This window comes from Anaerosinus sp., assembly GCF_965318445.1.
Window position 1 is genome coordinate 252,894 of record NZ_CBDNNH010000002.1, and the last position, 23,951, is coordinate 276,844.

Below are 23,951 nucleotides of genomic sequence, written 5' to 3' on the forward strand. Positions count from 1 at the left end.
TCGAGCTGAGAAACTTCAAGTTATTAGATTACCTATAAGGAATTGAAACCATTTCGACGTATGAACAATAATTCATATATAGTAATACGTTATTAGATTACCAATAAGGAATTGAAACTGGTAACGGAAAAGGAGGTACATTAGTTGCACCTCCCGTTATTAGATTACCTATAAGGAATTGAAACTTAGAAAAGCGAACCCAAGAAGATAAAACACCTTATGGTTATTAGATTACCTATAAGGAATTGAAACTGTGTTATGAGGGCAAATCTATTTTCTCCTGTATGAAGTTATTAGATTACCTATAAGGAATTGAAACTGCCATGTGATGAAAGCCAAGAAGAAATGGGCGTGACGGTTATTAGATTACCTATAAGGAATTGAAACCATATAGCTCTTTGTTGTCAATGAAAAGCCTGTCTCCCTGTTATTAGATTACCTATAAGGAATTGAAACAGGGCGGCGGATTGAATTGTGATTGTACCAATATTGTTATTAGATTACCTATAAGGAATTGAAACCTGTGAACCCATCGAGTTTCCAACCTGCTTTTATGTAGTTATTAGATTACCTATAAGGAATTGAAACCGGTGATATCGCAAGCGAAAGTTGGTGGGGAGATGAAGTTATTAGATTACCTATAAGGAATTGAAACACTCGTTGGGTCGGGCGGTTTACGCCGTTTTGGCTCAGTTATTAGATTACCTATAAGGAATTGAAACTTTGGTATAAATACATTTGCCGCAAAATTAAATATGTTATTAGATTACCTATAAGGAATTGAAACCAAGACTGAAATAATTCACGTAAACGGACTGCCAGGTTATTAGATTACCTATAAGGAATTGAAACTCCCATGTAACGCCTTTGACGCCACTTTTATTAGCTTTCGTTATTAGATTACCTATAAGGAATTGAAACAAGTTAGGCTTTCGCTTTCCATACACCTACATATGCAGGTTATTAGATTACCTATAAGGAATTGAAACCTCTGCTGACTCGTCCTTTCTTTTTGGGTGGTGCTGGCGTTATTAGATTACCTATAAGGAATTGAAACAAGAAAAAAGAATTAGATTTTAAAAATCGTTTAGAAAAGTTATTAGATTACCTATAAGGAATTGAAACAGTGCTAATACCTCACCCATTTGTCGACTGTATTCGGAGTTATTAGATTACCTATAAGGAATTGAAACATGGAAACTGCGAAGAAACAGTCGATGATGAATACAAAGTTATTAGATTACCTATAAGGAATTGAAACTGATTCTTCTCTGTGTGTACCGCATAGTAATTGCTTGTGTTATTAGATTACCTATAAGGAATTAAAATGACTGTTCAGAAGGTGAGCTTTGGGAAAATGGTATTGGGTTACTAGCTTACCTATAAGGAATGATTACAAACTAAGTTTATTTGAAGGAGGCGTCCTGTAATCAAGGGCCGCAAGTTACTTGGAGTGTTCTTCTGCCTTTCAGAGGGGAAATAAAAAAACTTGTTACACTTTAATTTGTAATAAGTTTTTTATGTGGAATTTATGGAATTTATCTGTTATAATAAATCATAATGTTTTCACAAGATAAAGAATAAAAGTAGTAAAGAGAGAAAATGCTATAAGAAAAGAGTTTTTAAAGTATTATGCTAAGGGGTGTTTTTATGTCGGCAAATCCTAAATTAAAGGATGAATTAACAGATCAATTATGTAAAGCAGTTTTGTTATTGAAAGATACGGAAGAGTGTTATCAATTTTTTGAGGATATTTGTACAATTAGTGAAATAAAAGCTCTGGCGCAGCGGCTAGAAGTTGCACGTATGCTTAGAGATGGTCATACTTATGATGATATTGTTGACCGAACTGGTGCAAGTACAGCAACGATTAGCAGGGTAAAACGTTGTTTAAATTATGGCGCGGATGGATATAAATCTATTTTAGAGAGATTAGATGAGCAGAAAAAGAAATAGTGGTTAGGGGAGAAGATGATGAGTAAAAATGAATTCGTTTTGCAGATTCCTTATGGAACTAGAGATTTTTTGCCAGGCGAAGCAGCTTGTAAGAGAGAAATTGAGGATTCGCTTGCGGAGGTATTTGATCAATGGGGTTATGATGAAGTTGTTACACCGACAATTGAGTATTTAGATACGTTAACTATTGGGAATGGCAGTGAAGTTGAGCCCCATATGTTTAAATTTTTTGATAAAAATAATCGGACATTAGCTTTGCGTCATGAAATGACGACACCAATTGCGAGAGTTGCAGCAAGTCGTTTAGCAGAGGTGGAGTTTCCACTTAAATTATCTTACATTACAAATGTTTATCGTTATGAGCAAGCGCAAACAGGAAGACAATGTGAATTTTATCAAGCTGGTGTGGAACTAATGGGGATGACAGCGGCAACTGCGGATGCTGAGGTGATTGCACTTGCAATTGAATCACTTCGTCAAGCTGGTCTAGAAAATTTTCAAATTAGTTTAGGGCAAGTTGAATTTATTAATGGTGTGATGAAGCAGTTTAAATTATCTGCAAAGCAGCAACAAGAAATAAAACATGCTATGGTAACACGTAATCTGGTTGAACTTGGTGATATGCTTGATAAAAGTGAACTGGGTAAAAATGCGAAAGAAATATTGAAAAAAATACCTTTATTGCATGGGAAAATAGATATGCTCAAGAGCGTTTACCATATGATTTGTAATGAACAAAGTAAAAGAGCATTAGATAACCTAAATGAAATTTATAATCTTTTAGATTCTTACGGTGTTGCGGAGTATGTAAACTTTGATTTAGGTGTGATTCGTGATTTTAATTATTATACGGGAATGGTATTTGAAGCATATACGCCAGGTCTTGGTTTTCCTTTATGTGGCGGCGGACGTTATGATAATATGTTATCTGATTTTGGGACTGCCTGCCCCGCGACAGGATTTGCATTAGGAATAGAGAGAATTATGTTAGCTTTAGAAAGACAAGGTCTTTCTATTTCGGCAAAAAATAAAGATATTTACATAGGATGGGGCGAAGGTAAAGTAATCGAAGCAATTAAAAAGGCAAAAGAGTTACGTGGCGAAGATAAATTGGTTGAAATTGGGCTGCAAGCACAAACAAAAAAAGATGCTGAATCATATCAGCATGCTAAAAATTATAATCAGCTCATTTATATAGATTAAAATGTTACAACGTATTCGTCAATTTTTCATAGCAGTAGTGGCAAAAATTAATGATGCAGATCGCCTATTTATAAAAAAGCATTTAATAAAAAGCGAACAGAGCTTGTTTTTTGCCATGTCGATTCCAGAGCAACGTCATGCACTAAATGTTACTTACACGGCATTGAAAATGGCTGAAGTTGAAAAAAATATTAATATAGATAAGTTAATTAAATGTACACTGCTTCATGATGTAGGAAAAAAAGCTGGAGATATCAGTACGACAGATAAAGTTATTACAGTACTGGCAGATAGGTTTTTAAGCAATTGGGCGAAAAGATGGGGCAAATTGGGGCGTGGCGATAAGGTAAGCAATCTTCGTCATGCCTTTTATATTTATTATCATCATGCACAGTATAGTGCAGAAAAACTTATTCAAATTGGTGATAACGAAATTGCTGAAATTGTTGGAAAACATCACGAAGCTCCAGCAGCAAATGATGCGCCAGAGCTTCGTTTGTTAAGAAAAGCTGATGCATTGAATTAATAGCCCTTGGCTTTATCAATAACATTAAGCATATCCGTACTATGCATATATTTTGTTAGATTTTCAATAAATAATTTTATTGCACGTTCTAAATAATACGGTGACATAGCAGCAACGTGTGGTGTGATTAAAACGTTTTCCATTTCCCAAAGTGGTGAATCGGAAGAAAGTGGTTCAATATCTACTACATCGAGAGCTGCACCTTTAATATATCCTTCTTTTAATGCTGTAACCAAATCTGGCTGATGGACAATAGAGCCACGGGCTACATTAATAAAATAAGCTGTTTTTTTCATTGATTTAAATTTATCTAGTACAAATAGATTGCGTGTTTTATCTGTCAGAGGCAAAGTGACTACAACGAAATCAGAAGCTGATAATACAATGTCTAATTGCTCAGGAGAATACAGTTTGTTGACAAAAATCTCAGTTGTTTGTGTACGTTTGGTAGCAATAACTTTCATTCCCATTGCTTTTGAACGTTTTGCAATTTCTCGACCGATACTGCCAAGACCAATAATTCCAATTGTTTTATCATAAATTTCATCAGGACGTGTTCGTTGCCACAATTTATTTTGTTGATTTTTTAGTGATTCTGGTATTTGACGTGAAAGGGTTAAAATCATCGCCATAACGTGTTCAGCCATAGGAATCCCATGGATTCCACGCGAGTTTGTTAGTATGATGTCAGATTCAATTAAATCGGGGATTAAAAGTTCGTCTACGCCAGCACTTAAGGCATGAATCCATTTAAGTCGTGGTGCCTTTGGTAGAAGGTTGAGAATACTAAGATGTCCCCAGGTAACAAGAATATCTGTGTTTTCAATATAATCAGGTGCATTTTCTGGCTTGCATAAAGTGATATTAGCATTCGGAACGGTATCTTGAATACTTGTAAGTTCCTTTTCGCTTAACCGATTTAGCACAAGTATATTAAGTGAAGGTATCATAATAATCTCCTTATGATTATTTAATGTTTTACCGTCAAAACGACGATTTCCTCATTGATATCTATTCGACATCGGATTAAAAATCCCTACATTTAATATTGACGAATCTACCAAATGATGCTAATATGGTAATATATTATTACTTTAAATAACTAAAGGACTCTATTCCTTAGGAGGATAACATGACTTCAAATGATATGGAATATCTAACAATAGCGTTACCAAAAGGTAAATTATTTACACCTTCTGCAGAAATTTTGGCTAAAATTGGCTATGCAGCAGAAGGGCTAAGTGAAAAATCACGTAAACTAGTAATTACAAATGAAGAAAAAAAGATAAAATTTATTATTACAAAAACTGTAGATCTCCCAACTTATGTGGAATATGGTGCAGCTGATATTGGAATTATTGGGAAGGATATTTTATTGGAAGAAAATAAAGATGTTTATGAACTTCTTGACTTAAAATATGGATTATGCCGTTTGATGGTCGCTGTTCCAGAAGCTTTATTACAAGAAAAATTAAGTGATTACGCGCATATGCGAGTAGCTACAAAGTTTCCGCGAGTGGCTGAAAACTTTTTTAATGGTAAAGGTATTCAAATGGAATTTATTAAATTAAATGGTTCCATTGAGTTAGGCCCTATGGTGGGATTGGCAGAAATCATTGTAGATATCGTAGAAACAGGTCGTACATTAAAAGAAAATAATTTGATTGAAATTGCCCAAATTACGAATGCAACGGCAAGGTTTATTGCCAACAGAGTAAGCTTTAAAATGAAATTTGACCGGATTAATCAGATGGTAGAAGATTTAAGGGCAATTGTTGAAAGTGGTGAAAAGAAATGAGAACGATAAGTACGCAAGAGGTGGGAATTGAAGAACTTAAAAAAATCTTATCTAAACCAGCCTTTGATCAGGTTGTATTGAGTGATCGAATTCGTGAAAAAAATAAAACCTTGTTTGGTGAAGATTTAACTGCGGCACAGATTGTCGATAAAATTGTCAAGGGCATTCGTGAAGATGGCGATAAAGCGGTTATTGATTTTACTAAGTTAATTGATGGTGTAGAATTTAGTGCGGAAAATTTGGAAGTCAGTGAAGCTGAATTTATGGAAGCTGAGTCCTTAGTTGACTCTAAAATTTTAGCTTCTATTCGAAAAGCAATTGATAACGTTCGTTCTTATCACGTGGAACAGAAACCAAGATCTTGGATTACTTATCGGGAACATGGGTCAATGCTTGGGCAATCTTGTATCCCTTTAGATCGTGTGGGAATTTATGTACCTGGGGGTACAGCATCTTATCCATCTTCTGTAATTATGAATGCAGTACCAGCATCTGTTGCTGGTGTAAAAGAAATTATTATGGCAGTACCGCCAGCAAAAGATGGAAAAGTAAATCCGTATGTGCTTGTTGCCGCTCGTGAAGCAGGTGTTGACCGTGTATTTAAGATTGGTGGTGCGCAGGCAATTGCAGCTTTTGCTTTCGGTACAGAAACGGTTCCTCGGGTCGATAAGATTACAGGCCCAGGAAATATTTTTGTTACACTTGCGAAAAAAGCCGTATATGGACATTGTGATATTGATATGCTAGCTGGTCCAAGTGAAATTTTAATCATTGCCGATGAATCAGCAGATCCAGCTTATATAGCGGCTGATATGCTTAGTCAGGCTGAACATGACGTACTTGCATCTAGTATTGTCATTACGAATAGCATAGATTTAGCAGAAAAAGTAGAGACTGAGGTAAAAACTCAGTTGACTGCATTGCCTAGGCAGGAAATTGCTGCTGCATCAATTGAGAAAAATGGGTTACTTATTGTAGCCGATGATTTAATGCAGGCGATGGAACTTGCCAATCTATCGGCACCAGAGCATTTAGAGATTTTAACACGTGAACCATTTACATTGCTTCCCTATGTTCGTCATGCAGGGGCTGTTTTTCTAGGTGCATATTCACCAGAGCCTTTAGGTGATTATTTTGCCGGTCCTAATCATGTATTACCGACTGGTGGAACAGCGCGATTTTACTCGGTGCTAAATGTAGAAACTTTTATGAAACGAACAAGCATTATTTCTTATACAGCCCCAGCTTTAGCTGAGGTAAAGGATGATATTATTCGATTGGCAGAGGCTGAAGGATTAGAAGCGCATGCCAATGCAATTAGAATGAGAGGTTAGAAAAAATGTATAGACAAGGATTAGAATCATTACCAACGTATGATGTATCTGAAAAGGATTGGAAGATAAAACTTAATGCAAATGAAAGCAATCTAAATTTACCGCCATTGGTAGAGGAACGAGTAATAGCTCGTTTGGGAAGAGTGGCGTTTAATCGTTATCCTGATACTGAAATGGATGATTTAAAGGATTTAATTGCCAGAAATTTTCGTCTAAATGAAGAGAATGTACTAGTTGCAAATGGATCAAGTGAAATTTTAGAAAAATTATTTTTTGCTTTTGGCGGTCCAAAGCGTTCTATCGTTTTTCCTATGCCCTCTTTCTCTATGTACAATATCTATGCAAAACTAAGTGAATCGGAAGCTAAAGTTGTTCCGTTAGAAGCAGATTATACATTGGATGTAAAAAAATTTATTCAAGCAGTACAAGAGTGCGATGCTAAGCTTGCAGTAGTTTGTACGCCAAATAATCCAACGGGAACAATTATCCCTTTAGCAGACATAGAATATATTGCAAAAAATATTGATTGTCCGTTAGCGGTAGATGAGGCTTATGTAGAGTTTTATGGAATATCTGCAGCAAGTCTCATTGAAAAATACCCAAATTTAATTGTTGCGAGAACATTTTCGAAGGCTTATGGCATGGCAGCAGCGCGCGTTGGTTATATGTTAGCGGGTAAAGATATCATTCATATGATTGGTAAAGCTTGTATGCCTTATCATGTGAATGTGTTGAGCTTGGCTGCAGCAGCCATTGTATATCAAATGCGCGATGAATTTGTACCGAGAATTCAAATGTATGTTGCTGAACGCAAACGGATGTTTGAAGCATTGAAAAAAATAAAAGGGATTACGGTATATCCTTCAGAAACGAATTTTATTTTAATTCATTATGAAAACGCTGTAGCGTTAAATGAATATTTGGAAAGTTTAAAAATTGGTGTGCGCAGTTTTGGCAATGCGCCAGGGCTAGAGAATTGTTTGCGCATTACAATTGGTACGAGAGAAGAAAATGACCAGTGGTTAAGTGCTGTAAAAGCTTTTGTTGAAAGGAGCTGACAAAATGCGAATTGCAGATATTAGTAGAAAAACTGGGGAAACAGATATTCAAGTGAAATGTAATTTAGATGGTAATGGATTTGCGAAGGTTTCGACTGGGATTGGCTTTTTTGATCATATGTTAGATTTGTTTACGAAGCATGGTTTGTTTGACATGGAGATTTTTTCTCAAGGGGATTTAGTGGTGGATGGACATCATACCGTTGAAGATGTGGGCATTGCGCTGGGGCAAGCGGTGTTAAAAGCCGTTGGCAGTAAGGCTGGAATTAAGCGCTATGGAACTGCTTTTGTGCCAATGGATGAAGCGCTTGCCATGGTGTCACTTGACCTTAGTGGCAGAGCATTTTTAGTCTATGATGTGGCGCAGCCATTAACACCGATGATTGGCAATTATGATACCGAACTTACGGAAGAGTTTTTACGTGCATTTGCGATGCAAGCAGGAATTACTTTACATGTTAAAGTATTGCATGGTAAAAATTCGCATCATATCGTGGAAGCTATTTTTAAAGCGCTTGGCAAAGCCTTGTGTGAGGCTGTAACGAAAGATGCACGGATTCAAGGTGTGATGTCGACAAAAGGGATGCTGTAAGCGAATTAGGAGGATGCGCTATGATTGCGATTATTGATTATGGACGGGGCAATTTGTTTAGTGTGGAAAAAGCTTTTGTAAAGCTTGGCGCAGATGCCATCGTTACAAATGATATAGAAAAAATAAGACGAGCAGATAAAGTTGTTTTACCAGGTGTCGGTGCATTTGGCGATTGTATGGAGACGTTAAAAAAAGCCGAATTGATTCCGGTTATTCAAGAGGCAGCTGCATCTGGTAAACCTTTTTTAGGAATATGTTTGGGACTTCAACTTTTATTTGAGCGTAGTGAGGAATCGCCTGGCGTTGCTGGGCTTGGGATATTTAAGGGAGCAATCAGACAAATTGTTGCTCCTAACTTAAAAGTTCCTCATATGGGATGGAATAGTTTGTCGCTAAGGAATGCTACGCCACTATTAAAGGGGTTGCCGGAAAATCCATATGTGTATTTTGTCCATAGTTTTCATGCCGTGCCAGAAGACGCATCCATTATCACTGCGGTTACGGAATATGGAAGTGAATTGACGGCTGCCGTCGGCAGAGGCAATGTGCAGGCAATGCAGTTTCATCCAGAAAAATCTAGTAGTGTTGGCTTAAAAATACTTGAGAGTTTTGTAAAAAACAAAGCAGTATAGAAAGTAAGGAAGTGTTGGCATGATTGTATTTCCAGCGATTGATATTCGCAATGGCAAATGTGTTCGCTTAACAGAAGGGCGATTTGATAAAGAAACAATTTTTGGTGACAATCCAGAAGAAATGGCAAAAAAATGGGCATCGTTGGGTGCTGAATTTTTACACGTTGTGGATTTAGATGGGGCTTTGGCTGGAAAATCAGTGAATTTATCGGCAATTGAAGCGATTGTAAAGAATGTAGATATTCCAGTACAGCTCGGCGGCGGGATTCGCACTTTAGAAAATATTGAGGAACTTTTATCATTAGGTGTTTCTCGAGTGATATTAGGTTCTGTAGCAGTAAAAAATCCAAATTTAGTAAGAGAAGCTTGCAAAAAATATGGCGATCGAATCATTGTCGGAATTGATGCACGTGACGACATTGTTGCTGTTGAAGGGTGGGGTGTATCAGGCGGCGTTGAGGCAGATGCACTTGCAAAGCAGATGGCTGAAGTTGGCGTCAAACGGATTATTTATACAGATATTTCACGTGATGGAATGCTAAGCGGGGTAAATGTAAAAGCAACAGCACGTTTAGCAAAACTAAGCAATATTGCTGTAATTGCTTCGGGTGGCGTAAGCTCAATTGAGGATATTAAAGCTGTCAAAGCAGTGGAAGGTTCAGGCGTTGAAGGCGTTATTGTCGGTAAGGCAATTTATACGGATTCGCTTGATTTAAGAGAAGCGTTAAAAGTTGCAGAAGGGGAGTAATGCAATGTATACAAAACGAATTATTCCTTGTCTTGATGTAAAAGGTGGTCGTGTTGTAAAAGGAACAAATTTTGTTGGGTTGCGTGATGCGGGAGATCCTGTAGAATTGTCATCGGTATATGATAAAGAAATTGCCGATGAACTTGTTCTACTGGATATCACAGCGTCACATGAAGAGCGGAATACGATGGTGGATGTTGTTTCAGCTTGTGCATCTCAAGTTTTTATTCCTTTTACCGTTGGTGGCGGTATACGGACTAAAGAAGATATTCGCCGGATGTTAAAAGTCGGGGCGGATAAAGTATCTTTAAATACTGCAGCAATAAAAAATCCACAGCTTATTGCTGAGGGAGCAGAAAAGTTTGGTCGTCAATGTATTGTTCTTGCCGTTGATGCGAGAAGAAATGGCGAAAATAGTTGGGAAGTTTTTATCAATGGTGGTAGAACGCCGACTGGGCTTGATTGTTTAGAATGGGTAAAAAAAGCGGTTGATTTAGGTGCAGGTGAAATTCTTTTAACGAGTATGGATTGTGATGGGACGAAGAATGGGTATGATATTCCATTGACGCGAGCCGTATCAGAAGCGGTGAATGTTCCGGTTATTGCTTCTGGTGGTGCAGGAGAAATGGCGCATTTTTATGATGTTTTGACGGAGGGAAAAGCCGATGCGGTTTTGGCAGCTTCGGTATTTCATTATGGAACATTCACCGTAAGGCGAGTGAAAGAATATTTGAAATCGCGTGGTGTGGAGGTTAGATTGTGAATTTAGAGAAAGTTAAATTTAATGAAGCTGGTTTGGTTCCAGCAATTGTACAAGATGAAAATGGTGAAGTTTTAATGCTTGCCTATATGAATCAAGAATCGTTGCAAAAAACGATTGAAACAGGCGTAACCTGGTTCTATAGTCGCAGTCGTCAAACGCTCTGGCAAAAAGGGGAAACTTCGGGCAATGTGCAGCAAGTAAAAGATATTTGCTATGACTGTGATGGCGATAGTTTATTAATTAAAGTACAACAAACTGGGGTTGCTTGTCATACTGGTACATATTCTTGTTTTAGCGGACGCAGTCTAATAAAAACGAAGGATATTGCTGAAAAAATCTTTGATGAGGCACAAGTATATGGTAATAGTGCAGCGACGATTTTACATGATTTATACCATGTAATTAATGAACGTAAAATGAGTCCAGCCGAAGGTTCCTATACAAGTTACTTATTTGAAAAAGGGCAAGATAAAATAGTAAAGAAAGTTGTAGAAGAGGCTGGAGAAACAATTATTGGATCTAAAAATATGGATAAAGATGAAATTCTTTACGAAATGTCTGATCTTTGGTATCATTGTTTAGTATTACTGGCTTTTCATGAGATTACACCAAGTGAATTGCTAGCAGAACTAGAAAAACGCAGAAAGGGTGGAAACTATCATCGTTTCCAAAGACCAGAGTAATATGGAAAAATCAGTTGGAACTCAATTTATGCAAGCAACGACGTATGCAAATCTAAACCCGAGTGGACAAAAACAAGGCTTGCCAATGCCAGCATTTGAATTGCCATATCAGACGAATGCAAAAATGGTGAAATTACCCGAGCCTGATATGCTAGCCGAAAAAGAAGTCAATTTCTTAGAGCTGATTGAACTTAGAACAAGTGTAAGACAATATCACAATACGATGCTTACATTGCATGATTTATCTTATCTCTTGTGGTGCTCACAAGGGGTAAAAATGGCAATGCCAGAAACGGGGACACTGAGAAATGTTCCATCAGCTGGTGCGAGACATGCATTTGAAACCTATGTTTTAATTAATCATGTCGAAGGCATTCCAGCGGGACTATATCGTTTTCTTGCTTTAGAACATGTGTTAATTGAGGTTAATATATCAGACACAATTGCCCAGGAAATTACGCAAGCATTTTTGAATCAAAAAATGATTTTATCAAGTTCGGTAACTTTTATCTGGACGGCTGTTGCTGAACGCATGACATGGCGCTATGGTGATCGTGGGTATCGTTATTTACATTTAGATGCTGGACATGTTTGTCAAAATATATATTTAGCAGCGAATACGTTAAATTTTGGCGCTTGCGCAATCGCAGCTTTTAATGATGAAGAATTGAATAAAGTACTTGGTGTAGATGGCGAAAAACAATTTGCAATTTATGGCGCGTGTATCGGGAAATGAAAAAAGCAAGCAAAAAGCTTGCTTTTTTGTTTTATAGACAAAGAAAAGGTATATAAGAAATTTTCATACCGTATAAATAGTTTAAGAGAATTTTTAAATCTAAGATATTCCAAAAAAAAATGCAAACTTTATATTGCCTAAAGTTTATTTATAGTCTATCATAATAAAATGATTGAATTATTTTGTAAAATATAGTGGTGGGTGAATGTGTTGAATAAAAAAGTTTTAAAGATGAAACTTTTAAGTTTTGGTGAAAAAGTGCAATGTATTTTTCGGGATTGTCTAGGATTTATTATTACTTTATTTTTGCTCAACTTTACGACAATGGCCTGGTCACTGATTAATGAAGATAAAATAGATCTTTTATTTTGTTATGGATTTAGTTTGTTTTTTGCTGTCTTTATTGTAGCGGGAATGATTAAGCTGCTTTGCAAAAAGACCTGGCTAAAAGAAACGGTAAAGGGACTTGTTTTATTTATTTCATCTATTATTTTTGGTGTTGAATTTTTTACGATGTATAATTATCAGTCTTTAATTGGCACAGGAATTATTAATTCATTATTTGAGACAAATTTTCGTGAAGCTTTAGAATTTTTAGATATGTATGTTGGTGTAAAAGAAGTTGCCTATGTCGTATTATCATTAATATTTTTTTATTTTGTGAGAAAGCGCAGGCTGATTGATGGCGTGCGTAGTCAACCTCATTTCAACAAATTTGCAGTGGGCGTTTTTGTTATAGGTCTTTTTTATATGGTACGGATGTTTTATTGTTATGGTGAATTCTTTATAGATCATCAGTTTATTCCTTTTCAGCGTGCATATGCTTCAGCAAAAGTGGCTTTGAAAAATATAGAAGCGTATGATGATTTATCAGGAAAGCTAAACGCCAATATTGAGTTAAGGGAAAATAAATCTAAAGTTAAAAATGTTGTTTTAATTTTAGGAGAGTCGACGAATAGAAATCATATGGGTGTATATGGCTATTATTTGCCGAATACGCCTAATTTTCAAAGAATGCGCGATAATCAAGAATTACAAGTCTTTACTGATGTTATTAGTCCACATTCAACGACGATTGCCGTATTAAGTAAATTATTTACGTTTTGTAATTATGAATCGGATAAAGAGTGGTATAAATATAATAATTTGATTGATATTGCAAATGCAGCAGGTTATAAGACTTTTTGGTTATCAAATCAAGAGAGTTCTGGAATTTGGGGCAATGTTGCTCAGATTTTTGCGCAACATAGTACAAAGCATGAGTTTACAAGGATTCGTGAATCCAGAGAAGATTATGGGATTGTAGATGGGGAGCTATTTCCATTAATAGATCGCGCATTGCTAGAACCGGGGGAAAAGAATTTTTTTGTGATTCATCTTATGGGAGCACATGGACTTTATTATAATCGTTTTCCTTATGCTTTTTCTAAATTTTCCAAAGATGATATTCATCTTGATGTCAATGATGAAAAGAAAACGATTATTGCCCAATATGATAATGCTGTTTATTATAATGATTTTGTCGTCAATGAAATTATTAATAAATTTAGGGATAGAGAAACCGTTGTTTTATATGTTTCAGATCATGGCGAAGCTGTGTATGATGAGCAAAATTTCACTGGACATATTGAAGAAAATCCAAATCGTCACATGATAGAAATTCCGATGATGATATGGGGTTCAGAAGAGTTTAAAAAGAATTATCCAGAGAAGATGCAGCATATTATGAATTCAACAGACAATCCATATATGACAGATGATATGATTCATACGTTTTTAGATCTTATGGACATAAAAACTCCTGATTATAATTCTGGACGCAGCATTATTAATGAAAATTTTGATATAACAAGAAAACGTATTTTTAATGAACGTGATTATGATAAGGAAATAAAAAATGGTGCTGCTAAAGAATCTGATGTAATACAGAATAGAGGGTAGATTATATTGGAAAAATGTAATGTGGAAAATTGTACGTGTCCACACGTGAATTGTGAAAATCATGGAAAGTGTTGTGCCTGCATCAATGCACATTATCGCAAAAACAGCCTTGTTTATTGTATGAGAAAGATAAGTGAAGCGAGAGTTAAGCGAGTTGTGGATGAAGCTTTAGCAGGAAAATAGAAAAAATGCTGGAATGTTTAAAATAATGAACATTCCAGTATTTTTATCCGATGGCTAACGGGGGCTATAATATTCCCTTCTAGACGAAAGTAAAGATACCGTAAGTCCCTGGATTATGTGTCTGATTTCAGTAGGACTTTAACTCCCACTGAAACAGCCGGGTTCATATCAGGAAAAGTAGGTGATTTTATATGGCGACAAATGGAACAGGAAAGAATAAAAAAACTAATACAAAGTCAAAAGTAAAACAAAGCCATTCGAGGACTATTTTTCGTTCATTTTTTATGATAAGTTTAGCGATTGCACTGGCTTGCGGATATTTTTACTTTGTTAACGATGACAAAAAAGATGACCATATAAAATCAGTGCCTAATTATATTGTTGAGAAAACAGGTTCAGCAGCAATTGCTGATTTTACAGATAAAACGAAGCAAGTGAATCAAGTTGTTGATGATGTGATAACTGAAAATGGAGCTACGATTCTTGATGTAAAGAATTTAAGCAAAATGGTATCAAGAAAATCGGTTGAGGGATCAATTAAATGGACCTGCAGTGAGATTCCAATTTCGCTGGAGATAAGCAAAATCAATGATTTTGAGCAATTGTTAAAAAAACGCCTTGGAAAGATTGGGGCTGATATTTTAACTATAGAACCTGACAAATATAATGGTCAGTCTGTGATGCGTTATGATATTGGCGTAAAAGATAAATTAGAAGATAATGATGATGTAACGATTATTGCAACTAAAATTTTTGTCATACAAAAGTCAAATGAAAATATTGCGACTGTCGAGAAAGTTAAGGAAAGAAAAACTACGCCAGGAGAGGGAAAACTTGCTTTAATTATTGATGATTTTGGTTATACAAAGGAACCGATTCAAGCTTATCGTGGAATTCATCGACCTCTTACTTTTGCAATTTTACCAAATCATCCATATAGTATGGATGCAATGAAATATGGAAAGCAGGATGGCAGGATACTTATTTTACATTTACCAATGGAAGCTATGAGTAGTGCGGCAAAAGAAGAAGCGATAACAATTCATACTGACATGAGCGAGAATGAAATTAGAGCGGTGATTAACCAGTTAACAGAGGCTGTCCCTAATATATCCGGAGTAAATAATCATCAAGGATCTAAGGCGACAGCAGATAACAGGGTTATGCAAACCGTAATGAATGAGATGGAGGGAAAAGGATTATTTTTTATTGACAGTCATACGAGTGGTAGTTCTGTTGCATATAGTACCGCACGTAAACTCGGTGTACCAACGGCTCAAAATGAACTATTTATTGATAATGATAGTGATGTTAATGCGATTAAAATGCAATTAAGAACTGCTGGCGATATGGCTTTGCGCAATGGTGATGCGATTGCAATTGGGCATGCGAGAATGAATACAGCAAAAGCAATAAAAGAAATCATTCCAGAGCTTGAAGCAAAAGGTGTTGAATTTGTATTTGTAACTGAACTTTTACAGTAAGAAAAAAACTGAGCTGAAATTCAGCTCAGTTTTTGTTTTCTCCATAGATAAATTTGTTATAGATATCTTTCATTTCATAACGATTTTTTTGTGGAGGCCATAACTCGACGATTGCACTTTCACGCATGCCAGCCGCAAGATGAGAATAAAGCATTGGGTTATTTTTGCCAAGAGTAGCAATGAGTTCTTTAATTTCTTGACGTTTTGTTTTTCCATTTAGCGGGCATGGACTTTCTATTGGCGTAAATCCGTGAATGTGAACGCTATCTTTTAATTCTGATTCACGAAAATAGACAAGAGGGCGAATAACCGTCAAATCTTTGCGATCTAAATAAGTTTTGGGTAAAAAAGTTTTTAATTGCCCTGAACAAAGTAAACTCATGAAAAAAGTTTCTACGGCATCATCATTGTGATGTGCGTAGGCTACTTTATTATAGCCTTTTTCTTTAGCATAACGATTTACTGCTCCACGTCGAAAAAAAGCGCAGGTAAAACAAGGATCTTTACCATTTTGTTCTTTAATAATGCCGGCGATATCTACTTGCTGCGTAAAAAATGGAATTTTTAAATCTGTGCAAAATTTTTCGAGACGGTTAGTTTCAAATTTATCAGTAAACATAGGATCAATCGTGATGGCAGCTAAAGAAAAATTTTTGTTTAATCGTTCACGGAGTACAGCCAATGCATAGGTCATAAACACGCTGTCTTTACCACCTGATAAACCGATTAATATTTTATCGTTTTCTTCAATTAAATCAAATTCTACAATCGCACGTAAAATTCTACTAAAATACATTTGGGGGAGTTGAATATTCATTTTACACCTCAATTAAACCTTTTATATTCTCTTTATTATAGCGTAAATCAATAAAAATAAAAGAATGATTATAAATATTTCTATTTTCGCTAAATACAAAAGTAGAAATATGAGAATATTAGGGAATACTATAATATCTCGTTTAAAAAGAAAAAATAGGAGGGTACTTTTCTAGAATAGGTAAAATGTCGTATAATAATATATAATGAAAACTATGCGGGCAGGTAAGCAGGTTTTTTGTATAATGAATTCAATTTATTATAGATAAAGATAATGGGGGTTAATCTTATGAAATCAACAAAACCAACTTATACGATTGGACATCGTAATCCAGATACCGATTCAATTTGTTCGGCAATTGGTTATGCACATTTGAAACAAAAATTAGGTGAGAATGTTTTACCGGCAAGAGCGGGAAAAATTAATGCAGAAACGAAATATGTATTAGAAGCATTTAAAATGGAAACGCCGAAATTAATTACTGATTTATATCCAAGGGTAAAGGATGTTACTTTGGCTTGTAATATTGTAGTTAAAGAAACGGATAATTTACGAAGACTAGGTGAAGTTCTGCGTAAACATGATATGAAATCAGTACCAGTTGTTGATTCTCATAATCATTTATGCGGGATAGTTACAGTGAGTGACTTAGCGAAACGTTATTTTAATGAGTTGAGCATGCAAAACTTAGCAGAAGCTAATGTATCATTAAAGGCAATCGTTGAGGTTGTTGATGGGGAAATAATTAATCAAGGCGATATGAGTCAAACGGTAAAAGGCAATGTGCGTATTGGAGCTGGAAGCCGTGAGACTGTTCATAAATTCATTAAATCAGGCGATGTAGTATTGATTGGCGATCGAAAAGAAGCGATGTATATTGTTGCTCAGCAGGATATTTCTTGTTTAATTGTTACTGGTGATGGTGAAATTCCAGCCAATGTACTTGAGCTTGCAGAAGAGAAAAATTTATTAGTTGTATCTTCTCCATATGATACATATACTTGTGCTAGATTGGTAAATCAATGTATTCCTGTAAGTATGATTATGCAAAAAAATGTAACGACATTTAAACCGACGGATATGCTTAGTGATATCAAAGGAACGATGCAAGCGACACAATTTAGAAATTATCCAGTAGTAGAAAATGAAAAATTAATTGGTATTGTAAGTCGTGATCGGTTATCCATTCCAGAACGCGAGAAAGTAATTTTAGTTGATCACAATGAACGGAGTCAGGCTGTTGAAGGAATTGAAGAAGCTAAAATTCTTGAAATTATTGATCATCATCGTTTAGGTGGGATTCAAACAAGTGATCCTATTTTTACGCGTCAAGAACCGGTTGGTTGTACTGCTACAATTGTAGCTAATATGCATTGGCATCGTGATATAGAAATTCCGGCGGATATTGCTGGCTTATTGTTATCGGCGATTATTTCCGATACAGTGTTATTTAAATCTCCAACATGCACACCTTATGATAAAGAAACTGCTGAAAAGTTAGCAAAAATTGCGGGGGTTGATCTTAATGAGCACGGTATGGCATTATTAAAAGCGGGCTCAGGTATTGGAGATATGACACCGATGGAAATCGCAAAAAATGATTTGAAGGAATTCCAAATTGGTGATTATCGTATGATAGTCAGCCAAATTTCGGTTATGGATACAGAAGAAGTATTGGCATTAAAAGATGAATTGATTGCTTGCATGAACAGTATTTGTGAATCTGAAGGGTATAATATGAGTTTGCTCATGGTAACTGATATTATTGATGAAGGAACACATCTACTGTTTACAGGTAATCCAAAAACGATTATAGGTGAAGCATTCCATCAAGATGCAAGTGGTAATTTGATTTATTTACCGGGCGTAATGTCTCGTAAAAAACAAATTATTCCACCGATGGTTGAAGCATCTAAAAAAGATATGTAAAATAAGTTACGCAAATATAGAGACGTAAATTAACCTCTGGAGACTGAGTCATCAGTTTTCAGAGGTTACTATATTCTTTATACATAAGAATATAGTGGAGATTCATGATTTAGCGAAAGTAAAGATGGAGGAAAAGATGGATATATTTGAAGGATTAAACCCAGCACAGACCGAGGCGGTAAAACAAACGAAAGGGCCGTTACTTATCATGGCTGGAGCTGGTTCCGGCAAGACGAAGGTGCTAACTTGCCGAATTGCAAATTTATTAGAACAAGGGATTGCCCCTTATAATATTTTAGCAATTACGTTTACCAATAAAGCGGCAGCTGAAATGCGTGAACGCGTAGATAGAATGATCGGAAATAAAGCGAAAGATGTTTGGCTTAACACATTTCATTCCTTTTGTGCAAAATTTTTAAGACGTGAAATTGAAGTTTTAGATGGCTATAAAAAGAATTTTACAATTTATGATTCCAGCGATTCCTTAACTTTAATAAAGAATTGTTTAAAAGAGCTAAATTTAGATGACAAACAATATGCACCGAATAGCGTCCAAGGTGTGATTTCTAACGCCAAGAATGCTTTAACGGGTGCGCGTGAATTTGAGCGCTCGGCGGATACCTTCTTTACGAAAAAGGTCGCGGAAGTATATGCGTTATATCAGAAAAAATTAAAGGCAAATAATGCATTGGACTTTGATGATTTATTAATGGTAACGGTAACTTTACTGCAAGAGCATGAAGAAATTTTGCAGAATTATCAAGTTCGGTTTAAATATATTTTAATTGACGAGTATCAGGATACGAATGCGGCACAATATTTACTAGCTAAATTATTAGCGGCAAAATATCGTAATTTATGTGTTGTTGGTGATGCTGATCAGAGTATATATGGCTGGCGTGGTGCTGACATTCGTAATATTATGGATTTTGAAAATGATTATCCTGATGCTTTGACCATAAAATTAGAGCAAAATTATCGTTCGACGAAAAACATTTTGGCAGCTGCAAATGCGGTCATTGAAAACAATATCGACCGTAAGCCTAAAGAACTTTGGACGGAAAATCAAACCGGTGAAAAGATTACATGTTATTTAGCAAATGATGAACGTGATGAAGTGCAATTTATCGCCAATACAATAGTAAAACAAAAAACGATTTTTAATACATCTTATGGAGATATTGCCGTATTATATCGTACGAATTCACAGTCGCGTGTTTTAGAAGAAGGCTTTATGCGCGCGGGGATTCCTTATACGATGGTTGGTGGGTTAAAATTCTATGATCGCAAGGAAATCAAAGATATTCTTGCTTATTTAAGAGTGATTTTTAATCCCAATGATACCGTAAGTTTGATGCGAATCATCAATGTGCCAAAACGTGGGCTTGGGGATGCGACGATTGGCAAATTGAATGAATATGCCAATGCAAATCAATTATCGTTGTTTGATGTTGTATCAAATCCAGATATGGTACCGGGAATTACGGCACGTGTAAAACGACCGTTAGAATTGTTTGCAGAATTTGTTTTTAAAATGATGGCGTATCAAAATAATATGTCGGTGATGAATTTAATTGATCATGTGATGAAAGAATCCGGCTATCTTGCCGAGCTTGAAGCGGAAGATAAAGTGGAGAATCAAACGAGAATTGAAAATTTGAAAGAGCTGTTAAGTGTGGCAAAAGATTTTGCTAAAAGTGGTGAAGTGGACAATTTGGAAAATTTCTTAAGCCAAGTTGCGCTGGTATCAGATATTGATAATGCCGATTTAGAAGATGATCGCGTGACGTTAATGACGCTTCACTCCGCAAAAGGTCTGGAATTCCCAATTGCATTTATTGCGGGGATGGAAGAAGGGTTATTTCCACATGCGAGAACGTTAATGAATGAAAGTGAAATTGAAGAAGAGCGGCGGATTTGTTATGTGGGGATTACGAGAGCCAGACGTAAATTGTATTTAACGAATGCCAAAATGCGGACAATTTATGGAAAGACATTATCGTATCCACAATCTAGATTTTTAAACGAAATTCCGGATGAATATTTAGATAGGCTGGTTGTACGGGCAAATAATTATGGCTTTACCAATGCGAGCAATAATCAAATTGGATTTAGCAGCAGCTTCCGTCCAACGAACCAGATGCAAACAGCGACGACACCAGTGCAAAGGGCAGATGTGATTAAGCCTGATACGAATGTAGCATGGCGTGCTGGCGATAAAGCAAAACATGGAAAATGGGGAATTGGCACTGTGGTTGCAGTAAAAGGATCAGGGGAAGAAGTTGAACTCCAAATCGCATTTCCAGAGCAGGGAATTAAAGCTTTAATGCAGAAATATGCACCGATTACGAAAGTATAAGTAAAGCAGTAGAGGTGGCAAAATGAACCGCGAGCAGGCAAAAAAAGAAATTACCAGTTTGAGAGAAAAAATTAATTATCATATGCACCGATATCATGTATTAGATGCTCCTGAAATTGATGATTATACGTATGATATGATGTTTAAACAACTTAAGGAATTAGAGGAAAAGTATCCGGATTTAGTTACTGAAAATTCACCAACGCAGCGTGTTGGTATGCAGCCGGCTGAAGGGTTTCAAAAAATCACGCACTTTACGCCAATGCGTAGTTTAGGAAACGTTTTTTCAGAAATGGAATTATTGAACTTTCATAAACGGGTGCAAAATGGATTAGATACTACACAAGCAATTGAATACGTCATTGAGCATAAGATTGATGGATTGGCAATTAATCTTGTTTATGAAAATGGCAAGTTGGTACGTGCGGCTACGCGGGGAGATGGAGTTACTGGTGAAGATGTAACTGCAAATATTAAAACGATTCGTTCAATACCACTGGAACTTCATCAAGATAAGGTAGAAATTCCGCAATTTTTAGAGGTGCGCGGTGAAGTATATATGCCCAAAGAATCGTTTATTCGGTTAAATGAGCAGCGGGAAGAAAATGACGAACCTTTATTTGCAAATCCGCGGAATGCAGCAGCTGGTTCATTAAGACAGCTTGATCCTAAAGAAGCAGCTAAAAGGTCATTAGATTCGATTTTATACGGAATAGGAGCGCATGAAGGCATTGAAATTTCTACTCATGAGATGATGCTAAAATGTCTTGAAGCTTGGGGTTTTAAAATTAATCGGATGTATAAAGTCACCAGTGATATTGATGAAGCTGCACAATATTGTCAAAGCTGGTCTGATAAACGCAACGATTTACCATTTGCGATTGATGGAATGGTAATGAAGGTTAATGATCTAGCTGCACAGGAGCTGCTTGGAGCAACAGCAAAAGATCCACGTTGGGCAATTGCATATAAATTTCCACCAGAACAGGCAGTAACTGTTGTTGAAGATATCGTTATTAGTATTGGACGTACAGGGGTGTTAACGCCTACGGCAGATTTAACGCCAGTATTACTATCAGGCTCTACAGTTAGTCGAGCTACTTTGCATAATGAGGACTATATCAAAGAAAAAGATATTCGTATTGGTGATACGGTGTTAATTCATAAAGCGGGAGAAATTATTCCAGAGGTTCTTACCGTTTTAACTGAAAAGCGTACAGGTAAAGAAGTCCCTTTCGTTATGCCGCATTTATGCCCGGTTTGTGGAAGCGAAGCAAAACGTGTGGAAGATGAAGCCGCTTATCGGTGTACAAATGAAAATTGTCCAGCATTAATCCGGGAAAAAATTATTCATTTTGTATCGAGAGATGCAATGAATATTGAAGGGCTAGGGCCTGCGGTTGTCAGCAATTTATTAGAATCTCATTTAATTGAAGATGTTGCAGACTTATATCAATTGACGCGAGAACAATTGGTCAATTTAGAGCGAATGGGCGAAAAATCAGCGGCGAAATTACTTCAGTCAATTGAGATAAGTAAAAAAGCGGGGTTATCTCGTGTTTTATTTGGACTTGGAATTCGGTTTGTCGGTGTAAAAGCAGCAGCAACTTTAGCCAGAAAATTTGGCGATGTTGTTTCATTGCAAAGGGCAACAGTAGACGAACTTATTTTGCTTGAAGATATCGGTGAGAAAATTGCGCAAAGCGTAGTAACTTACTTCAATCAACTCAAACACATTGAATTAATTGAAAAACTCAAAAGTAGAGGCGTAATAATGACCGCTGAAACAGTTGAACATAGAGTGGCGCAGAATTTTGCTGGGGTAACTTTTGTTTTAACAGGAACGTTGCCGACTTTAACGAGAAAAGAAGCAGCTGAGATGATTGAAAATAGGGGAGGCAAGGTCTCTGGTTCGGTAAGTAAAAAAACGAATTACGTTCTTGCCGGAACAGAAGCGGGAAGCAAGCTCGACAAGGCGGCGAATTTAGGAATCGCGATTATTGACGAAGCTGCATTTATGAAAATGGTAGAAGAAAATTAAAGCAAAAGGGTGCATGAACTTTTATGTTCATGCACCCTTTTGCAATTTACTTAACGATTTCTAAACGTGGATTTGGATTGTAGTTCCGACCTACTTTTGAGCAAGGCTTTCCATCGACCATAACAACGTCAGCCGTAAAATCAACATTCGTTTTAAAAATACTGCTTCCTACCGCATATACATCTACGGGAACATTTTCTTTTTCAAATTGTTTTATGCGCGCTTCGTTAAATCCACCAGAGACCATAATTTTTACATGGTCAAATCCTTCGTTATCCAAAGCATTGCGGACATTGTGAACCAATTGTGGATTTACGCCAGTAGGAGGGAAACTTCCCATTTGTTCATGAATTGACTTATCTACCATCTTATCTGATGTATCAAGTCTTACTGCATATAATCGGTCGCCTAGTGTTTTTGCTACGGCTAGACTTGTACCAACGCAGTCATTGTTAAAATCGACGAGAGCAACACGACGGATTGAAGGATCGATGTAATGATCAAATGCTTTCGTCGCAGCTACTGTATCGCCTTGATATGCAGCGATTAAAGCGTGTGGGATTGTCCCGGCAGCTTCAATCGCCCATGTTTTTGCATTTGCTGGTGTAGAAATTCCTTGCATACCCCCAATTTTGGCTGCATATCCGTCAGATTCTTGTACTGTGTAATGATCAAAGCGTGATGGGAAGAAAAGTACAGGTTTACCATTTGCAGCTTTAACAACTTTTCGTGCATTTGTTGCAATTTTTGTTTGGCGCGCAAGAATTCCCAAATAAAGAGTTTCTAGATGAGAGAAATCAGCTAAATCGCCTTCAATTGTCATGATTGTTTCCCAAGGCGCAATTTCATCACCGTCGTGTAACGCATGAATTTTAATTGTGTCAGGATGGTATGCACATTGCTTAATTAATGCAATTGCTTCATCAATTCCACAGAGAATTGCATGGTCGCGTTGAAAAATTTGCATCATTATACGTGGATGATATTGAGCAGCATTTAAAATTTCTTGTGTACGTAGAAAGTACACATCACTGTAATACCCAGATTTTATTTGTTCTACAGGAAATATGAATGTATTTGGATTATGTCTAGTTTTCATTATGAGTTCCTCCAGGTTAGATTTTTAATAATATATTTTGCTAAGAGAATATTTAGTTTAAAAGAAAGA

At 36.3% G+C, this 23,951-nt stretch carries 21 protein-coding genes and 1 CRISPR repeat array (1 of these 22 only partly in view); of the genes, 18 read left to right on the forward strand and 3 right to left on the reverse strand.

The annotated features are described in order from the left end of the window. A CRISPR array of direct repeats spans positions 1 to 1,397; the repeat unit is 30 nt; unit sequence GTTATTAGATTACCTATAAGGAATTGAAAC (it extends 118 nt beyond the left edge of the window). A gap of 253 nt (positions 1,398 to 1,650) precedes the next feature. From ACWZFG_RS01550 to ACWZFG_RS01560, 3 genes are read left to right on the forward strand one after another with little or no spacing between them, the layout of a single operon-like run. Beyond that, positions 1,651 to 1,956 (forward strand): YerC/YecD family TrpR-related protein, encoded by a 306-nt coding sequence (locus tag ACWZFG_RS01550; RefSeq protein ID WP_177505347.1) that lies wholly within the window; start codon positions 1,651 to 1,653, stop codon positions 1,954 to 1,956. An 18-nt stretch (positions 1,957 to 1,974) separates the two neighbouring features. Further along, on the forward strand, positions 1,975 to 3,159 hold the full coding sequence (gene hisZ / locus ACWZFG_RS01555) for an ATP phosphoribosyltransferase regulatory subunit (RefSeq protein WP_177505348.1): 1,185 nt from the start codon (positions 1,975 to 1,977) through the stop codon (positions 3,157 to 3,159). A gap of 1 nt (position 3,160) precedes the next feature. Beyond that, positions 3,161 to 3,685, forward strand: coding sequence for an HD domain-containing protein (locus tag ACWZFG_RS01560; protein ID WP_177505349.1), 525 nt, complete (start codon positions 3,161 to 3,163; stop codon positions 3,683 to 3,685). Here ACWZFG_RS01560 and ACWZFG_RS01565 read toward each other — a convergent pair. Further along, the gene (locus ACWZFG_RS01565) at positions 3,682 to 4,635 is read right to left on the reverse strand and encodes a D-2-hydroxyacid dehydrogenase (protein ID WP_418627276.1); all 954 of its coding nucleotides are present in this window, start codon (positions 4,633 to 4,635) and stop codon (positions 3,682 to 3,684) included. The genes ACWZFG_RS01560 and ACWZFG_RS01565 overlap by 4 nt on opposite strands. A gap of 182 nt (positions 4,636 to 4,817) precedes the next feature. Between ACWZFG_RS01565 and hisG the strand changes: the two genes are divergently transcribed. The 12 genes from hisG to ACWZFG_RS01625 all read left to right on the forward strand — a co-directional run bounded on the left by hisG (position 4,818) and on the right by ACWZFG_RS01625 (position 15,637). Continuing rightward, positions 4,818 to 5,483: an ATP phosphoribosyltransferase gene (hisG, locus tag ACWZFG_RS01570; RefSeq protein WP_455576938.1), complete on the forward strand. Its 666-nt coding sequence runs from the start codon at positions 4,818 to 4,820 to the stop codon at positions 5,481 to 5,483. Next, positions 5,480 to 6,817, forward strand: a complete 1,338-nt coding sequence (hisD, locus tag ACWZFG_RS01575; protein WP_147667955.1) for a histidinol dehydrogenase — start codon at positions 5,480 to 5,482, stop codon at positions 6,815 to 6,817. Before hisG ends, hisD begins: the two co-directional genes overlap by 4 nt. 5 nt (positions 6,818 to 6,822) lie before the next feature. Then, the gene (gene hisC, locus ACWZFG_RS01580) at positions 6,823 to 7,875 is read left to right on the forward strand and encodes a histidinol-phosphate transaminase (protein WP_177505352.1); all 1,053 of its coding nucleotides are present in this window, start codon (positions 6,823 to 6,825) and stop codon (positions 7,873 to 7,875) included. Between the two features lie 4 nt (positions 7,876 to 7,879). After that, complete coding sequence (gene hisB, locus ACWZFG_RS01585; protein ID WP_177505353.1) at positions 7,880 to 8,467, forward strand: imidazoleglycerol-phosphate dehydratase HisB; 588 nt, start codon at positions 7,880 to 7,882, stop codon at positions 8,465 to 8,467. A gap of 20 nt (positions 8,468 to 8,487) precedes the next feature. Next, on the forward strand, positions 8,488 to 9,099 hold the full coding sequence (gene hisH / locus ACWZFG_RS01590; RefSeq protein ID WP_455576939.1) for an imidazole glycerol phosphate synthase subunit HisH: 612 nt from the start codon (positions 8,488 to 8,490) through the stop codon (positions 9,097 to 9,099). A gap of 19 nt (positions 9,100 to 9,118) precedes the next feature. Next, positions 9,119 to 9,847 carry a 1-(5-phosphoribosyl)-5-[(5-phosphoribosylamino)methylideneamino]imidazole-4-carboxamide isomerase gene (gene hisA, locus ACWZFG_RS01595; RefSeq protein WP_177505355.1) on the forward strand — a complete coding sequence of 243 codons (729 nt, stop codon included), beginning with the start codon at positions 9,119 to 9,121 and terminating at the stop codon, positions 9,845 to 9,847. Between the two features lie 4 nt (positions 9,848 to 9,851). Continuing rightward, complete coding sequence (gene hisF / locus ACWZFG_RS01600; protein ID WP_455576940.1) at positions 9,852 to 10,610, forward strand: imidazole glycerol phosphate synthase subunit HisF; 759 nt, start codon at positions 9,852 to 9,854, stop codon at positions 10,608 to 10,610. Next, positions 10,604 to 11,293 (forward strand): bifunctional phosphoribosyl-AMP cyclohydrolase/phosphoribosyl-ATP diphosphatase HisIE, encoded by a 690-nt coding sequence (hisIE, locus tag ACWZFG_RS01605; protein ID WP_177505434.1) that lies wholly within the window; start codon positions 10,604 to 10,606, stop codon positions 11,291 to 11,293. Before hisF ends, hisIE begins: the two co-directional genes overlap by 7 nt. A 1-nt stretch (position 11,294) precedes the next feature. Beyond that, positions 11,295 to 12,029: a SagB/ThcOx family dehydrogenase gene (locus ACWZFG_RS01610; protein ID WP_455576941.1), complete on the forward strand. Its 735-nt coding sequence runs from the start codon at positions 11,295 to 11,297 to the stop codon at positions 12,027 to 12,029. Between the two features lie 210 nt (positions 12,030 to 12,239). Beyond that, positions 12,240 to 13,970 (forward strand): phosphoethanolamine transferase, encoded by a 1,731-nt coding sequence (locus tag ACWZFG_RS01615; protein WP_418627283.1) that lies wholly within the window; start codon positions 12,240 to 12,242, stop codon positions 13,968 to 13,970. A gap of 6 nt (positions 13,971 to 13,976) precedes the next feature. Further along, positions 13,977 to 14,153: a hypothetical protein gene (locus ACWZFG_RS01620; protein ID WP_177505358.1), complete on the forward strand. Its 177-nt coding sequence runs from the start codon at positions 13,977 to 13,979 to the stop codon at positions 14,151 to 14,153. A 191-nt stretch (positions 14,154 to 14,344) separates the two neighbouring features. Beyond that, on the forward strand, positions 14,345 to 15,637 hold the full coding sequence (locus ACWZFG_RS01625) for a divergent polysaccharide deacetylase family protein (RefSeq protein ID WP_455576942.1): 1,293 nt from the start codon (positions 14,345 to 14,347) through the stop codon (positions 15,635 to 15,637). 25 nt (positions 15,638 to 15,662) lie between these two features. Here the strand turns inward: ACWZFG_RS01625 and ACWZFG_RS01630 are convergent, their stop codons facing one another. Beyond that, positions 15,663 to 16,454, reverse strand: a complete 792-nt coding sequence (locus ACWZFG_RS01630; RefSeq protein WP_177505360.1) for a tRNA 2-thiocytidine biosynthesis protein TtcA — start codon at positions 16,452 to 16,454, stop codon at positions 15,663 to 15,665. A 288-nt stretch (positions 16,455 to 16,742) separates the two neighbouring features. Here ACWZFG_RS01630 and ACWZFG_RS01635 point away from each other — a divergent pair, with 288 nt between their 5' ends. From ACWZFG_RS01635 to ligA, 3 genes are all read left to right on the forward strand, one after another. Beyond that, entirely contained in the window at positions 16,743 to 18,383 is a 1,641-nt protein-coding gene (locus ACWZFG_RS01635; RefSeq protein WP_455576943.1) for a putative manganese-dependent inorganic diphosphatase, read from the forward strand. Positions 18,384 to 18,519: 136 nt separating this feature from the next. Beyond that, the gene (gene pcrA / locus ACWZFG_RS01640) at positions 18,520 to 20,742 is read left to right on the forward strand and encodes a DNA helicase PcrA (RefSeq protein WP_147667978.1); all 2,223 of its coding nucleotides are present in this window, start codon (positions 18,520 to 18,522) and stop codon (positions 20,740 to 20,742) included. A 22-nt stretch (positions 20,743 to 20,764) separates the two neighbouring features. Continuing rightward, on the forward strand, positions 20,765 to 22,783 hold the full coding sequence (gene ligA / locus ACWZFG_RS01645) for an NAD-dependent DNA ligase LigA (protein WP_455576944.1): 2,019 nt from the start codon (positions 20,765 to 20,767) through the stop codon (positions 22,781 to 22,783). Between the two features lie 46 nt (positions 22,784 to 22,829). On the opposite strand, the gene ACWZFG_RS01650 is transcribed toward ligA, so the two are convergent. Next, positions 22,830 to 23,882, reverse strand: a complete 1,053-nt coding sequence (locus ACWZFG_RS01650) for a nicotinate phosphoribosyltransferase (protein ID WP_147667982.1) — start codon at positions 23,880 to 23,882, stop codon at positions 22,830 to 22,832. Positions 23,883 to 23,951: the final 69 nt, after the last annotated feature.